12 protein-coding genes are annotated in these 14,417 nt (G+C 71.0%); 10 read left to right on the top strand and 2 right to left on the bottom strand.

The features are described from left to right. Positions 1–3 precede the first annotated feature (3 nt). Positions 4–2,475, bottom strand: coding sequence for an ABC transporter permease subunit (locus tag ACFW0G_RS06815; RefSeq protein ID WP_378323840.1), 2,472 nt, complete (start codon positions 2,473–2,475; stop codon positions 4–6). A gap of 75 nt (positions 2,476–2,550) precedes the next feature. After that, a complete protein-coding gene (locus ACFW0G_RS06810; protein ID WP_378323839.1) occupies positions 2,551–3,414 on the bottom strand; it encodes a TetR/AcrR family transcriptional regulator in 864 nt (287 codons plus the stop codon). 101 nt (positions 3,415–3,515) lie between these two features. Here ACFW0G_RS06810 and ACFW0G_RS06805 point away from each other — a divergent pair, with 101 nt between their 5' ends. The 10 genes from ACFW0G_RS06805 to ACFW0G_RS06760 all read left to right on the top strand — a co-directional run bounded on the left by ACFW0G_RS06805 (position 3,516) and on the right by ACFW0G_RS06760 (position 14,324). Next, the gene (locus ACFW0G_RS06805) at positions 3,516–3,962 is read left to right on the top strand and encodes a hypothetical protein (protein ID WP_378323838.1); all 447 of its coding nucleotides are present in this window, start codon (positions 3,516–3,518) and stop codon (positions 3,960–3,962) included. A gap of 32 nt (positions 3,963–3,994) precedes the next feature. Further along, positions 3,995–4,390: a GNAT family N-acetyltransferase gene (locus tag ACFW0G_RS06800; RefSeq protein ID WP_378323837.1), complete on the top strand. Its 396-nt coding sequence runs from the start codon at positions 3,995–3,997 to the stop codon at positions 4,388–4,390. A gap of 148 nt (positions 4,391–4,538) precedes the next feature. Continuing rightward, positions 4,539–6,740 carry a hypothetical protein gene (locus ACFW0G_RS06795; RefSeq protein WP_378323836.1) on the top strand — a complete coding sequence of 734 codons (2,202 nt, stop codon included), beginning with the start codon at positions 4,539–4,541 and terminating at the stop codon, positions 6,738–6,740. 92 nt (positions 6,741–6,832) lie between these two features. Then, positions 6,833–7,213: an ArsR/SmtB family transcription factor gene (locus tag ACFW0G_RS06790; RefSeq protein ID WP_378323835.1), complete on the top strand. Its 381-nt coding sequence runs from the start codon at positions 6,833–6,835 to the stop codon at positions 7,211–7,213. Positions 7,214–7,294: 81 nt separating this feature from the next. Continuing rightward, the gene (locus ACFW0G_RS06785; RefSeq protein ID WP_378323834.1) at positions 7,295–7,765 is read left to right on the top strand and encodes an NADH-quinone oxidoreductase subunit B family protein; all 471 of its coding nucleotides are present in this window, start codon (positions 7,295–7,297) and stop codon (positions 7,763–7,765) included. Between the two features lie 11 nt (positions 7,766–7,776). Then, positions 7,777–9,765 (top strand): proton-conducting transporter membrane subunit, encoded by a 1,989-nt coding sequence (locus ACFW0G_RS06780; RefSeq protein WP_378323833.1) that lies wholly within the window; start codon positions 7,777–7,779, stop codon positions 9,763–9,765. Continuing rightward, positions 9,762–10,721, top strand: coding sequence for a respiratory chain complex I subunit 1 family protein (locus ACFW0G_RS06775; protein ID WP_378323832.1), 960 nt, complete (start codon positions 9,762–9,764; stop codon positions 10,719–10,721). The genes ACFW0G_RS06780 and ACFW0G_RS06775 overlap by 4 nt, the downstream gene beginning before the upstream one ends. Further along, positions 10,718–11,383: a hypothetical protein gene (locus ACFW0G_RS06770; protein ID WP_378323831.1), complete on the top strand. Its 666-nt coding sequence runs from the start codon at positions 10,718–10,720 to the stop codon at positions 11,381–11,383. Before ACFW0G_RS06775 ends, ACFW0G_RS06770 begins: the two co-directional genes overlap by 4 nt. Further along, complete coding sequence (locus tag ACFW0G_RS06765; RefSeq protein WP_378323830.1) at positions 11,380–12,852, top strand: proton-conducting transporter membrane subunit; 1,473 nt, start codon at positions 11,380–11,382, stop codon at positions 12,850–12,852. The genes ACFW0G_RS06770 and ACFW0G_RS06765 overlap by 4 nt, the downstream gene beginning before the upstream one ends. Then, the gene (locus ACFW0G_RS06760) at positions 12,849–14,324 is read left to right on the top strand and encodes an NADH-quinone oxidoreductase subunit C (protein ID WP_378323829.1); all 1,476 of its coding nucleotides are present in this window, start codon (positions 12,849–12,851) and stop codon (positions 14,322–14,324) included. Before ACFW0G_RS06765 ends, ACFW0G_RS06760 begins: the two co-directional genes overlap by 4 nt. Positions 14,325–14,417 lie beyond the last annotated feature (93 nt).

Raw genomic sequence — 14,417 nt, 5'->3', positions numbered from 1 at the left:
GGGTCAGGTGCCGCGTGGTTTGAGGAATTCCTCCACCACGAGGCCCAGCCAGTCGGCGAAGAGCGCGAGCGCGGCGACGACGAGACCGAAGGTCAGGCTCAGCGTCGGCCGGTACAGCCCGATCCCGGCGACGAGGCCGCCGCCGAGCCCGCCGCCGTCGATGAACGTCGCGAGCGTGGCGCTCGCGACGGTGAGGACCAGCGCGGTGCGGATCCCGGCCAGGATCACCGGGACGGCCAACGGGAGTTCGATGCGCCACAGCACCGCCGTGCGCGACATGCCCATGCCGCGCGCCGCGTCGGTGACGGCGGGGTCGACGCCGTCGAGCCCGACGATCGTGTTGCGCAGCACCGGAAGCGTGGCGTAGACGACCAGCGCCGTCACCGCGGTGGCGGTCCCGGTGCCGATCCACAGCGCGAGCAGCACGACCAGCCCGATGGACGGGATGGCCTGCCCGAGGTTGCCGAGACCGAGACCGAACGGCTTGAGCCAGCGGGTGGACCGCCGGGTGAACAGGATGCCCAGCGGCACCGCGAGCGCGACGGTGAACAGTGTCGAGATCAGCGAAAGCCGGACGTGCGCGCCTAGTTCCGCGAGGATCTCCTGGCCGTTGAGATAACGTTGCTCGATCGAATCGAGCGGCTGCGCGCGCATCACCAGGAACAGCGCCAGCATCCCGGCGGCCAGCAACGCGGGCCGCACGAGCAGCCCGAGCCACCGGCGGCGCGGCCGTTCCCGAGTGGTGGTAAGGGAATCCGGTTCGGGCTCGCGCTGCTCGACGACGAGCGGGGGAGTGTCGTCCGCCGGTCGCAACGCGGCGACGAGGCCCGGCAGATCGCACACGCCCATCGTCCGGTCGCCGTCGGCCACCAGCACCTCGGTGCCGCCGCCGTGCACCATGACGTCCAGCGCGTCCCGCAGCGTCGCGTCGGCGGGCAGCGACCGCAGACCGTCCGAAACCGGCGGCACCGCGCCGAGTTCGACGTCGCGCAGCCGGATCAGCCCGAGCCGCTTGAGGTTCCGGCCGTTGCCGATGAAGCTCGCGACGTAGTCGTCCGCGGGCGCGGCGAGGATCGCCTCCGGGGTGTCGTACTGCGCGATCACCGAACGGGGACGCAGCACGGCGATGCGGTCGCCGACCTTCACCGCCTCGTCGAAGTCGTGCGTGACGAACACGATCGTCTTGCGCACTTCGCTTTGCAGGCGAAGGAATTCGTCCTGCAGCCGGGCACGGGTGATCGGGTCGGTGGAGCCGAACGGCTCGTCCATGAGCAGCACAGGGGGATCGGCGGCCATCGCCCGCGCCACCCCGACCCGCTGCCGCTGGCCGCCGGACAGCTCGTGCGGATACCGGCCGCCGTGCGCGCGTTCGAGGCCGACGACGTCCAGCAGTTCGCGCACCCGCGCGGCGATGCGCCCGCGTGGCCAGCCGAGCCGCCGCGGCACCACGCCGATGTTGCCCTCGACCCGCAGATGCGGGAACAGGCCGATCTGCTGGATGACATACCCGGTGTCCCGCCGGTGCGCGTCGACGTCGAGGGCCGCGACGTCCGTGCCGCCGACCGTGATCCGGCCCGCCGTGGGCTCGACCAGCCGGTTGATCATCCGCATGGTCGTCGTCTTCCCACAGCCCGACGGCCCGGTCAGCACCACGATCTCCCCGGCGGGGATCCGCATCGTCAGGTCGTCGACGGCGGGGGCGGACTGCCCGGGGTAGCGCTTGGCGACGCCGTCGAGCTCGATCGCTTCCCCTTGCCTCCCAACGGTTTCACCTCCGGCGGCCGCGGGGACGGCGGCCCGGCGCCGGCGGGTGGTCAGCTTGCCCAGCAGCACGAACGCGAGGTCGAACAGCAGCGCCAGCACGACGATACCGAGCGTGCCGGTCAGTACCTGGTTGAGCGAGTTGACCGAGCCGAACCGGCCGAGGCCGTCGAAGATTTCGTTGCCGAGGCCCGGCCCCTTCACGTACGCGCCGATCGCGGCGATGCCGATGGTGATCTGCGTCGACACCCGGATACCGGACAGGATCACCGGCCACGCCAGCGGCATCCGGACCCGCCACAGCAGCCGCGCGCGGCCGAGCCCCATCCCTTCGCCGGCGTCCACGATCGCCGGGTCGACGCCGCGCAGTCCGACGATCGTGTTGCGGGTGATCGGCAGCAGCGCGTACAACACGAGCGCGAAGAGCACGTTGGTGATCCCGAGCCCGAACGGGCCGATCAGGATGCCCAGCAGCGCGATCGACGGGATGGTCAGGAACGCCGCGGTGGTCGTGGTCGCCAGCGCGGCGAACAGCGGCCGCCGGTAGGTGAGCACGCCGATCGTCACCCCGATGAGCACGGCGAACGCCATCGCCGCGAGGGTCACGTCCACATGGAGGATCGCGTCGTTGACGACGTCGATCCAGTTCTCGCGGAGGTAGTCCCACAGGCTCAGCGTCCGCTCCTCTTCGGTTGTGACCGGCTCCCCAGTCACCGGTTCGGGTCACAGCGGACCATGGCGGCGGGCGTCCTGTCCACCGTTCGTGTCCCGGAAACGGCGGTCGCCGGGTCAGGTCCGCGTCCAGTCGCCCGAGGTCAGCAGCGCGCGAACCGACTCGGCGCGCTGCTCGTCCCAGACGACGTCGGGGTCGGGTTCGAAGAAGGTCAGCGCGACCCCGGCCATGCCGAGCGCGGGCTGGGACCACTCCGCCGCCTCGGGTGCGCCGTACGGGTTGGCGTGGCACCGCGCGGTCGCGATCCCGGGGTTCGCGGGCGCCATCAGGATCAGCCCGCGGATGGTCGCGGTGGCCAGCGTCGCGACCGTCTCGTAGGACGCGTCGAGCGCCGGCCGCAGGCGCAGCCCGAGCAGGGTCGTCACCTGCCGGTACGCCGTCGCGATCCCGGCGATGAGAGCTTGCTCCGAAGTGGCGAGCGCGCTTTGGACCTCGTCTCGGAGTTCTCCGCCGGGCAGGCTCAGGAACGTCGCGTGCAGGGCGAAATAGGTGCGCCACTGCGCGGATCGGTGGAACAGCTCGAACTCGTCGAGCGCGCCGTGCCGCAGGGCTTCGGCCGCGACGGCGAGACGGCGTTCCGGTGTCTCGATCCAGTCCAGCCGGTCGAGGACGATACGGCCGATCGCGGCGAGTGCCTCCGGGTTGGCGCCGATCTCCGGGCTGGTGCCCTTGGCCAGTTCCTTGAGCAGATCGCTGAAGAACAGGTCCTTGTACGGCCAGCGGCGGTAGGCCGCGCTGCGTGAGACATCGGCGTCGCGGATGACGTCCTCGAGGCTGATGTGGTCCAGGCTCACGGTCAGCCCGGCCTCGGTGACCATCGCCGTCGCCGCCCGCAGCATGCGCTGGCCGGTCTCCTCGTCCGACAGGCGGCGCCTGCGCCTGGCCAGGCCGGTGCCCGGCGGAGGGGTGTCCTGGTTCACGGTGGCCGGTCCCTTCAAACTTGGGATACGATGTCTCAAGTTCAGTATTTGAAACTCTTACTCGCAGGAGGATAGTCCTGCGGAGGAATCGGGGGACGCACATGACCGGGACCGGGGATCGGCGGGTCCTGACGGCCGCCTACGTCGGGTTGGCTCTCACTGTCGTCGCGACACTCGCCGTCGTCATCGGGAACGACGCGCTGCTGCGGCATCTGCACGAGGTCGAGGACGGCTGGATCGCGCCCGACAAGGTGGCCGTCACCCACTCCGTCGTCGCCACCTATCTCTACGCGCTCGGCGGCCTCGGCGTGGTGTCGTGGCTGCTGATCGCGTGGATGGTCAAGACGGGGAAGCGGGGGACACGCGTGGTGGCCGTGACGCTGCTCCTGCTGGGCGGCGGAATCACCGTCATGAACCTGCTGATGGAGGAGTACGGACGGCGGGTCCTGCCGACGCTGCTCGGCGTCGCCGGAGTCCTGCCGTGTCTCGCCGGGCTGGCCGTGGTCGTCCTGCTGTGGCGGCCCCGGCGCGTCGCCGTCGCGGCCTGAAAACCGTTGGCAGGGGCCGGGATCATGGGGACATGGAGATCGACTACGGCTGGCGGGCCCGGCTCGCCGACGACGAACTGGCCGCGCTGACCCGCTCGCACGGGGGCGCCGCGGAAGCGGGCTGGTGGGACAGGATCAGGGCGCACAGTCTCGGCTGGGTGACCGGTCGCGAGCCCGGCGGGACACTGGTCGGCTTCGTCAACGTCGCGTGGGACGGGGCCGACCACGCTTTCCTGCTCGACCCGAAGGTGCGGCCCGATCACCAGCACCGGGGGATCGACACCGAGTTGGTACGCCGCGCGGCGGCGGGCGCCACCGAGGCGGGCTGCGAATGGCTGCACGTCGATTTCGAAGAACACCTCCGGGATTTCTACTTCGGCGCGTGCGGGTTCCGTCCCACCGATGCGGGTCTCATCGCGTTGCGCTGACTTCCCATGCCGCGAAACGGACTCTTTCCCATATCGAAAACGTCGCGAGCCCGCCGCATCCGAGTGAACCGCGCTCCTTGCACTAACGGAGTGTATTCATCGGCGACTTCGGATTGAACGCGGTGATCGCGGGTGCGCGGGAGGGGCGATGGTGGAGCGAGAGGGACTGACCGGAAACGAAGCCAGGTTGTGGGACGGCGTCGCCGAGGGCGGCCCGGTGGATTTCGACGGCAATGGGCAGGGCCTGGCGGCAGATGTCCTCTGTCAGGTGCTCTTGACGAAGATCGCCGATCGAGACTGCCGGAAACTGGTGGTGCGCAACGCCGTTGTCGGGGGTGTGGTGAACCTCGAAGCCGGGAAGCTGCTGTTTCCCGTCGAGTTCCGGAAATGCCGTTTCGACGAGCCGGTCGACCTACGCCGGGCACAGGCGCCCGCCGTCGGTTTCGTGGAGTGCGGGCTGTCCGGCATCCGCGCCGACCAACTGCAAACGGACTTCGGTTTCGAAGTCCGCGAATGTGAGGACGACGGCGGTGTCTTTCTCCTGGGCGCGTACGTAAAGGGGCAGGTCGACTTCGCGGGCTCGCGGCTGCGTCGTCCCGACGGCCCCGTGCTGTCAGCGGACGGGCTGCGGGTGGATCAGGACCTGCGATGTTCCCGCGGTTTCCGGGCGGAGGGGCAGGTTCGTCTCGTGGGAGCCCACGTCGGCGGGCAGTTCCAGTGCGGCGACGCGGAGTTCGTCAATCCCGGCGGTACCGCGCTCGAAGCGAGCGATCTCGATGTCGACGAGAGCGTCTGCTGGGACAACGGCTTCCGAGCGGTCGGCGCGATCCGGCTCACCGGCGGGCACGTCAAGGGCGTGCTGACCTGCCGGGGCGGCTTGTTCCGCAATCGTGGCGACATCGCACTGGACCTCAGTGGCCTGACCGTCGACCAGGATGTCACGCTGGCCAAGGGGTCCCTTGTGGACGGTGGTGTCGACCTCACCGGGTGCCACATCGGCGGAAGACTCGACCTCACCGGCGGCGCCTTCCACCGGGTCGGCGGTGTCGCGCTCGATCTGGCCCGTGCCGTGATCGACCAGAACATGATCTGCCAGAGCGGGTTCGAGCTCAGGGGAAAGCTGCTCCTCGCCGGTGCGAAGATCGGCGGGAACCTGTGGTGCGAGGGCGGGAAGTTCGACAACGCGGCCGACGTCGTCATCGACGCGACCGGGCTCACCGTGCAGCGGGACGTGAACCTCTGTTGCCTGGTGACCGGGGAGGGGTTCCGGTCGGTGGGTGAGGTGGTGCTGAGCGACGCGGCCATCAACGGCTCGCTTCGTTGTTCGGGCGGGCATTTCGTCAATCCCGGTGACGGCGCGCTGACGGCGAAGGGACTCGGGGTCACCCGCGACGCGTTCTTCGACGAAGGTTTCGTCGCCGAAGGGGAAGCGGACCTGACGGATTCGAGCATCGGGGGACGGCTTCGCTGCACCGGCGGGAAGTTCACGCACCGGCCGCAGGCATTCACCGGCGACCGGATCGCCGTGCGGCAGTCCGCGGAGTTCGGTAAGGGGTTCCACGCCGAGGGCACGGTGTCACTCCGAGGTGCGCAGATCACCGGGGATCTCGATTTCACCAAGGCGGAACTGGCGGCCGACCGCGAGGACGCGTTGATCCTGAAAGGCGTGGTGGTCAGGAGAACCCTCACTCTCGCCTTCAAACAGCGGCCTTCCGGTGGGCTCGATCTGTGCCGGGCGAACGTGAGCCGTCTCGACGACCGAAACGCGAAGTGGCCCTGCGTCGTGCGGTTGTACGAATTCGTGTACGGGTCTCTTCCTCTGGACGGGCCCGGGGTTCCGCCGGTGGCCGAGCGGCTGGCCTGGTTGAAACGGAATCACCGCTACATGCCCCAGGTCTACGCCCAGCTCGCTTCCGTTTACCGGACCGCCGGTCTCGACGACGAGGCGATCAAGGTGGCGGTCGCCGGGGAGACCGCCAGGCGCGCTTCGCGGAAGGGACCACTGGGGAGGTTCCTGCGACTGGTCGGTGGCCTGTCGCGCTGGACGGTTCAGTATGGCTACCGTCCGCTCCAGGTACTCTGGTGGCTGGTGGCCTTGCAGTTCGCGGGCACCATCGCCTTCACCGTGTTCAGCGGGGTGCACCAGCTCACGCCACGGAAGGACGCGACGGGCACCAACGAGTTCCTGTACACCCTCGATCTGCTCGTGCCCGTGGTGAACCTGAAGCAGCGGGATCTGTGGATCGCCAGCGGTGCCGCCGTCTGGGTGTCCTCGGCGTTCGTCGTCGCGGGGTGGGCTCTCGCGTTGAGTCTCGCCGTGGGTGCCGGGCGGATCTTCAAAGCCCGCTAGCGCGGCGTCCGGTGGCAGACTCTTTCGAACTTGCTAAGGTTGGCAAGTGTTGAACACCGTACCGGACGGTGCACTCTCCGGGAGGAGCGTCGGTGAGCAGGCCCCTGTACCAGTTGAAGGCTGACTTCTTCAAGACGTTGGGGCATCCGGCGCGGATCCGGGTGCTGGAGCTGCTGTCCGAACGGGAGCACGCGGTGGCGGAGATGCTGCCGGAGGTGGGCATCGAGCCGGCGAACCTGTCGCAGCAGCTGGCGGTGCTGCGCCGCACGGGCCTGGTGACGACCCGCAAGGAAGGGTCGAGCGTCTACTACTCGCTGACCAGCCCCTATGTGGCGGAACTGCTCGCGGTGGCGCGCCGGATCCTCACCGGTGTGCTGTCCGGGCAGGTGGAACTGCTGGACGACCTGCGCACCCCGGCCCCGGCTCCGGCCACGGGGCGGCGAACGCGGAAGTCGAACGCGCGGGGCGGCTGACCCGCCGCCGCCCCGCTGATCACTGGCTCGTTGCCCGCGGGGCGGCTTCCCCTCTTTCGTGTGCGCAGGTGGGAGTGGTCGATGCTGGGTTTGTGGCGCAAGATCCGCCGGACCGGCCGGATCGCCGAGCCCGCGCCGGAACGTCCGGGCGCCGTCGTGGCGCTGGGTGATTCGGTGCAGGTGCGGCATGTCGACGCCGGATCGTGCAACGGGTGCGAGGTCGAGATCGCGTCGGCCTTCGGCCCGGTCCACGACGCCGAGCGGTACGGGGCGCGGCTGGTCGCGTCGCCGCGGCACGCGGACGCGTTGCTGGTGACGGGCCCGGTGACGCGGAACATGGCCGAGCCGTTGCGCCGGACGTATGACGCCGTGCCCGGTCCGAAGGCCGTCGTCGCGGTGGGGGACTGCGCACGGAACTGCGGCGTGTTCGCGGGCGCCTACGGCGTGGCGGGCGCGGTCGCCGACATCGTGCCGGTCGACCTCGAGATCGCGGGCTGCCCGCCGCGGCCGGAGGCCATTGTGGAGGGTCTGCGGAAGCTGACCGGTCGGTGAACCTCACGGCGATGAGCCTCGGCGTGGCCGGGGCGTTCGGAGTGCTGAGCGCGTGCGCGGGGCTGCTGGTGCCGCGTCCGGCGCGGGCGGCGGTGGTGGGCACCGGGACGGCGCTGACCGGTGCGGCCGGGGCCACGGCGGGTGCGTCCGCGGTAGCGGGGACGTCGTTTTCCGTTTCCTGGCAAGGGATTCTCCCGCTTTCCGGGGTTTCGCTGACGCTCGACGCGCTGGGCGGCCTGTTCGCCGCGGTGATCGGCGCGGTGGCGGTCGCGGCCGGGATCTACGGCGTCGGCTACGCCAGGGGCGGCCTCGATTCCCGGGTGACCCAGGCGGTGTTCCCGTTGTTCGTGACGGCGATGCTGCTGGTGCCCGCGGCGGCGAGTGCCGGGACGTTTCTGGTGTGCTGGGAGCTGATGGCCGCGGCCTCGCTGGTGCTGGTGCTCGCGGAACACCGGCGGCGGCCGGAGGTCGCGGCGGCGGGCCGGTGGTACGCGGTGATGACGCACCTCGGCTTCCTGGCCATCCTTTGTGGACTGATGATCTTCGCCGCGTACGCGGGTGGTGACACGTTCGCGATACTGCGCCACGCGCACCTTCCCCCGGTGACGGCCGGGATCGTGTTCGCACTGACGCTGACGGGTTTCTCGTCGAAGGCGGGCGTCCTTCCCCTGCACGCGTGGCTCCCGCGCGCGCACCCGGAGGCACCGAGCCACGTTTCGGCCCTGATGTCGGCGGCGATGGTGAACCTCGGTGCGTACGGCGTCGTGCGGGTCGGCTTCGATCTGCTCGGCGGCGGCCCGCGGTGGTGGTGGCTGCTGGTGCTCGGGCTCGGGGCCGTCTCGGCGGTGTACGGGATCCTGCAGGCGGCGATGAACACCGACCTGAAGCGCCTGTTGGGCTATTCGACGACGGAGAACCTGGGGTTGGTGCTGGTCGGCGTGGGCGCGGCCGGGATGTTCGTGTCCTCGGGACAGCGGACGCTGGCCGGGCTGGCGCTGGCGGCGGCGCTGCTGCACGTGGTGAACCATGCCGCGTTCAAGACCCTGCTGTTCCTGGGGGCCGGTTCGGTGCTGCACGGCACGGGCACTCGCGATCTCGACGCGCTGGGCGGGCTACGGGCCCGGATGCCCGCCACGACCGCATTGTTCGGTGTGGGTGCGCTGGCGGCGTCGGCGCTCCCGCCGGGGACGGCCTTCGTCTCCGAATGGCTGTTGCTCCAGGCGCTGATCCACGGGCTGCCCGCGGCCGGGGTGGCGACGGCGATCGCGATGCCGGTCGCGGTCGCGGCGGTCGCGCTGACCGCGGGACTCGCGGTGGCCACGTTCGTGAAGGCGTTCGGCGTCGGTTTCCTGGCCAGGCCGCGGTCCGCCGCGGCGGGAAACGCCCACGAGAGCCCGCCGAGCATGGTGGCGGGAATGGGTGTCGCGGCGGTGGCGTGCGCGATGCTGGCCGTGCTGCCGGCGTTGGTGCTGCCCGGCATCGGCGCCGCGTCCGGACTCGGCGATCCGGCGGTGAGCGGGGCGGTGACACTGCGGCTGGCCGGGGTCGCCGGATCGCTGTCGCCGTTGCTGCTGACGCTCGGGCTGCTGGCTGGGGGAGCCGTGGTCGTCGCCGCGTTGCGGGCCGTCGCGGGGCGCGGGGCGCGCCGGGCGGAAAAACGGCTCTGGGACTGCGGCGGTGGTCCGATGTCGGCGCGGATGGAGTACACCGCGACGTCGTTCGCCGAACCGCTGCAACGGGTCTTCGACGACGTGGTGCTGCCCGAGACCGACGTCGACGTCGACCACCACGAGGAGTCGCGCTACCTGGTACGGGCCGTGGAGTACCGGCGCCGGGTACCCGACCGGATCGAACGGTGGCTGTACCGCCCGGTGCTGACCGCCGTGACGGCTTGGGGCCGCGCGGGCAGGCGGCTGGCGACGGGCAGCGTGCACCGCTATCTCGGCTACGGCTTCTCGACCGTGGTGGGCGTGCTGATCCTGCTGGCGGTGACCCGGTGAGCGGGTTCTCGCTCGTGGCCGCGGTGGTGCAGCTCGTGGTGGTCGTCGGCGGCGCACCGTTGCTGGTCGGGGCGATGCGCCAGGCACGGGCCCGGCTCGAGGGCCGGGCGGGCGCGGGGATCGCACAGCCGTGGCGGGATCTGCGCAAGCTGCTGCGCAAAGAACGCGTCGTCCCGCGCGGGACGAGCGAGGTGTTCCGCTTCGCCCCGCTGGTCCTGGTCGCCACGACGCTGGTCGTGGCGGTGGTGGCGCCGTTCGTGAGCACGACCTCGGTGGCGGGGCCGGTGGCCGATCTGTTCGCGGTGGTGGCGCTGCTGGCGCTGGGCACGGTGGCGCTGGCACTGGCCGGGCTGGACACCGGGACGGCGTTCGGCGGCATGGGCGCCAGCCGCGAGATGACGATCATCGCACTGGTCGAGCCGACGCTGCTGGTGGCGATCTTCGCGCTGTCGGTCCGGGTCGGCTCGACGAACCTCGGCGCCATCGTTTCGTCCACTGTGGACGACCCGGCGCGAGTGATCTCGCCGGTGAGCCTGCTCGCCGCGGTCGCGCTGATCGTGGTGATCGTCGCCGAGACCGGGCGCCTGCCGGTGGACAACCCCTCGACGCACCTGGAACTGACGATGGTGCACGAGGCGATGATCCTCGAGTACGCCGGACCGGACCTGGCCCTGATCGAGCTCGCCTCGGCTATGCGGCTGTCGGTGTTCCTCGGCCTGCTGGCGAATCTGTTCGTGCCGTGGGGCATCGCCACCACGGCCACCCCGCTCGCGTTGCTGGTCGGCGTGGTCGCGCTCGTGGTCAAGATCGGCGTGCTGGGCGTGCTGCTGGCGGTGGCCGAGGTGTTCCTGGCCAAGCTGCGGCTGTTCCGGGTCCCCGAGCTGCTGGCCGGGTCGTTCCTGCTGGCGCTGCTGGCGGTGGCGGCGTCGTTCTTCCTCGCCCAGGAGGCGTCGTGAGCGAAACCGGCTACGTGCAGCTGCTCGATCTCGCGGGCGGCGCACTGCTGCTGACCGCGGTGCTGATCCTGTGGCGCCGCGAGTTCGCGGTGATCGTGCGGGTGTTCGCGTTCCAGGGGCTGGCGCTGGCCGCGCTGGTCGCGGTGCTCGCCGCGCACGAGCACTCCGCCGAGCTGTGGATCGTCGCGGTGGGCGTCCTGGTGCTGCGGGCGGGAGTGCTGCCCTGGCTGCTGCTGCGGGCGGTGAAGGGCGATGGTGACGTTCCGCGCGAGACGGCGCCGCTGGTCAACGTCGCCTCGTCGCTGCTGGCGGCGGCGGTGCTGACACTGGTGGCGTACGCGGTGTCGCGGCCGTTGGTCGCCCTGGCGCCGTCGCCGGCGACCCAGGCCATCCCCGTCGGGATCACGGTCGTGCTGATCGGCTTCTTCGTCCTGGTGACCCGGCGCCGCGCGCTGTCGCAGCTCGTCGGATTCCTGTTGCTGGACAACGGGATCACCGCGGTCGGGTTCCTCACCACGAGCAGTGCCGGGCTGATCGTGGAACTCGGCGTGTCGCTCGACGTCCTGCTCGCCGTGCTGGTCCTGCGAATCCTCACCAGCCGGATGCGGGAGACCTTCGGCGGCACCGATCTCGACGAACTGCGGGAGCTGCGCGACTCATGATCACCCTCACCGCCTTCGTGGTCCTTCCCCTGCTCGGTGCGCTCGTCCACGCGGTGCTCGGCTGGCGGCGCGCCACCGCCTGGACCGGCGCCGTCACCTCGGGCCTGATGCTGGCCGCCGCGGCCGCCACCGCTGCCGACGTCGTCGGCCACGGCCCGCGCGAGGTGCTGGGCGGGCTGCTCCGGGCCGACGCGCTTTCGGCGTTCATGCTGCTGGTGATCAGCGTGGTCGCGCTGCTCGCCACCGCCGCCACCCCCGCCCACCTGCGACGGGAAATCGCCGCCGGCCGCGCGAGTGCCCGGACGGCGGCCCGGCACAGCGTGCTGGTCCACCTGTTCCTCGTGACGATGGGAATCGCCGTGCTGGCGGCGAACCTCGGCGTGCTGTGGGTGGCGATCGAGGCCACCACCATCGTCACCGCGTTCCTTGTCGGCCAGCGCCGCACCCGGCACGCGGTCGAAGCGGCGTGGAAGTACGTGGTGATCTGTTCGGCCGGGATCGCGCTGGCGCTGCTGGGTACATTGCTGCTCAACTACGCCGCGGCCCACGCGGGCGGCGGCATCGATCTCGCGTCCCTCTCGGCCCACGCGCACGGCCTCGATCCCGGGGTGACCCGGATCGCGGTGGCGCTGCTGATCCTCGGATTCGGGACGAAGGCAGGGCTCGCGCCGCTGCACGCGTGGCTGCCGGACGCGCATTCCCAGGCGCCGGCTCCGGTGTCGGCGCTGATGTCCGGGGTGCTGCTTTCGGTCGCCTTCTACGCCATCCTGCGGGTCAAGGTCATCGCCGACGGCGCGCTCGGGCCCGCCTTCGCCCGCACGCTGCTGACGGTCATGGCGCTGGCGTCCCTCGCGCTGGCCGCGTCACTGCTGCTGGCACAGCGGGACTACAAGCGGATGCTGGCCTATTCCAGCATCGAACACCTCGGCCTCATCGCGCTCGGGGCCGCGATCGGCGGCCCGCTCGCGTCGGCGGCGGTGCTGCTGCACATTCTCGGCCACGGGCTCGCGAAGGTCGTGCTGTTCCTGAGCGCGGGCCGCGTTCTGCAGGGCGTCGGCACCAGCCGCATCGACGGTGTCCGCGGCCTCGCCGTACGCGCGCCGGTGCTGGCGGGCTGCGTCGGGTTCGGGGTGCTGGCGCTCATCGGGCTGCCCCCGTTCAGCCTGTTCGCGAGCGAACTCGGCATCGTCCGGGCCGGGTTCGCGGCGGGTGGCATGGGCTGGGTCACCGCCGCCGCGCTGGTACTGGTGCTGGTGATCGCGGCCGCGCTGATCGGGCACACCGGCGGCATGGTGCTGGGCACCCCGCCGGAGGGCCCCGGCACCGCGACCGCCCCGATCGGGCTCTCCCGGGTCTCCGCGACGGCGCTCGTCGGGGGACTGCTGCTCTGCGCCGGGCTCGGCGTCACCACGGGCCCGTTGACCACTCTGCTGCACACCGCGGCCGGACTGCTGACGAGGACACCATGACCGACTCGACGATCCTCGCCCCCGGCGAGCTCCCCGCGCGGGCGGAAGCGTTGCTCGGCGAAGGGTTCCGTGTCGCGCTCGTCGCCGGGCACGACGACGGCGACCGGCTGCGCGCGGTGTACCTGTTCACCGCGGCGGGCCCGGACCGGCGCGTCGAGCTGCACGTTCCGCTGGACAAGGCCGATCCGCGGGTGCCGAGCCTCGCCGGGCTGTCGTTCCCGGCAGGCCGGTTCGAGCGGGAGATGCGCGATCTGTTCGGCATCGTGCCCACCGGCCATCCGCTGCCGCGCAGGCTGGTGCGGCACTTCCACTGGCCGCGGGGCTGGTATCCGATGCTCGGTGACGCCGGGGAACCGCCCTCGTTCGGTGACGTCGACGGCCCGTACCCGTTCCGGACGGTCGAGGGCGACGGGGTGTACGAGATTCCCGTCGGCCCGGTGCACGCCGGGATGATCGAACCGGGTCACTTCCGGTTCTCCGTGGTCGGCGAGACCATCCTCAACCTCAAGGCGCGTCTCTGGTTCGTCCACAAAGGACTTGAGAAGCTGTTCCACGGGCGAGGGCCCGCGGAAGCGATCGAGATCGCCGAGCGGATCAGCGGGGACACGGCCGTCGGTCACACGCTCGCTTTCTGCCTCGCCGTCGAGGACGCGCTGGACGTCGTGGTCCCGGACGACGCGCTGCGCCTGCGCGCGATCCTGCTGGAGCTGGAACGGATCTACAACCACGTCACCGACCTCGGCGCGCTGTGCAACGACGTCGGGCACGGCATCCTCAACGTGCACGCGCAGCGGGTCCGCGAACGGCTCCTGCGGATCAACGACCAGGTCACCGGCCATCGTCTGCTGCGTGGCGCCATCCATCCCGGCGGCGCCCGCGTCCGGCGGCTGCCCGATCCCGACGAACTCGCCGTGATCGGCGTGGACGTCGCGGAGATCGCCGGTCTCGCACTGGGCAACGCGGTGGTGGCCGACAGGTTCACCGGCACCGCGGTGCTCACCCGTGCCCAGGCCGAGGACCTCGGCACACTCGGCTATGTCGCCCGCGCCAGCGGCGTGCGGCAGGACGCCCGCGCCGACCATCCGGCGTCCGGCTCCGGGTTCACCCCGGCCGTGCACAGCCGCACCGACGGCGACGTACTGGCGCGCTTCATGGTCCGCGCCGAGGAAATCCAGGCCGCCATCGCGCTGATCACCCGGCTGGTGGCGGGCACCGGCGAACTCGGCCGGACGGTGGCGCTGCGCCGGTTCCCCGCCGCGCGCTCGGGGGTGGGCATCGCCGAAGGCTGGCGGGGCACGATCGTCCACCGGGTCGAAGTCGACTCCGGCGGTGCGCTGAGCCGGGTCAAGGTGGTCGATCCCAGCTTCTTCAACTGGCCCGCGCTCCCGGTCGCGCTCGCCGACACGATCGTCCCGGACTTCCCGCTCACCAACAAGAGCTTCAACCTGTCCTACGCGGGCAACGACCTGTAGGCCACCGTGCCGGTGTGGTTCTTCTCGCATGTTCGAGCACTTGCGAATTTCTTCAACTGCGCAGATCATCGCACCGTGGTGACTTCCCCGGTC

Source organism: Amycolatopsis sp. NPDC058986, assembly GCF_042741125.1.
GTDB lineage: Bacteria > Actinomycetota > Actinomycetes > Mycobacteriales > Pseudonocardiaceae > Amycolatopsis.
This window is presented reverse-complemented; position numbering and strand designations above follow the sequence as displayed.

Excerpts from the sequence above, each read along its gene's own strand:
- ACFW0G_RS06805 (WP_378323838.1), top strand. The coding sequence starts at position 3,516 with ATGACCGGGACCGGGGATCGGCGGGTCCTGACGGCCGCCTACGTCGGG.
- ACFW0G_RS06800 (WP_378323837.1), top strand. The coding sequence starts at position 3,995 with ATGGAGATCGACTACGGCTGGCGGGCCCGGCTCGCCGACGACGAACTG.
- ACFW0G_RS06795 (WP_378323836.1), top strand. The coding sequence starts at position 4,539 with ATGGTGGAGCGAGAGGGACTGACCGGAAACGAAGCCAGGTTGTGGGAC.
- ACFW0G_RS06785 (WP_378323834.1), top strand. The coding sequence starts at position 7,295 with ATGCTGGGTTTGTGGCGCAAGATCCGCCGGACCGGCCGGATCGCCGAG.
- ACFW0G_RS06780 (WP_378323833.1), top strand. The coding sequence starts at position 7,777 with ATGAGCCTCGGCGTGGCCGGGGCGTTCGGAGTGCTGAGCGCGTGCGCG.
- ACFW0G_RS06765 (WP_378323830.1), top strand. The coding sequence starts at position 11,380 with ATGATCACCCTCACCGCCTTCGTGGTCCTTCCCCTGCTCGGTGCGCTC.
- ACFW0G_RS06760 (WP_378323829.1), top strand. The coding sequence starts at position 12,849 with ATGACCGACTCGACGATCCTCGCCCCCGGCGAGCTCCCCGCGCGGGCG.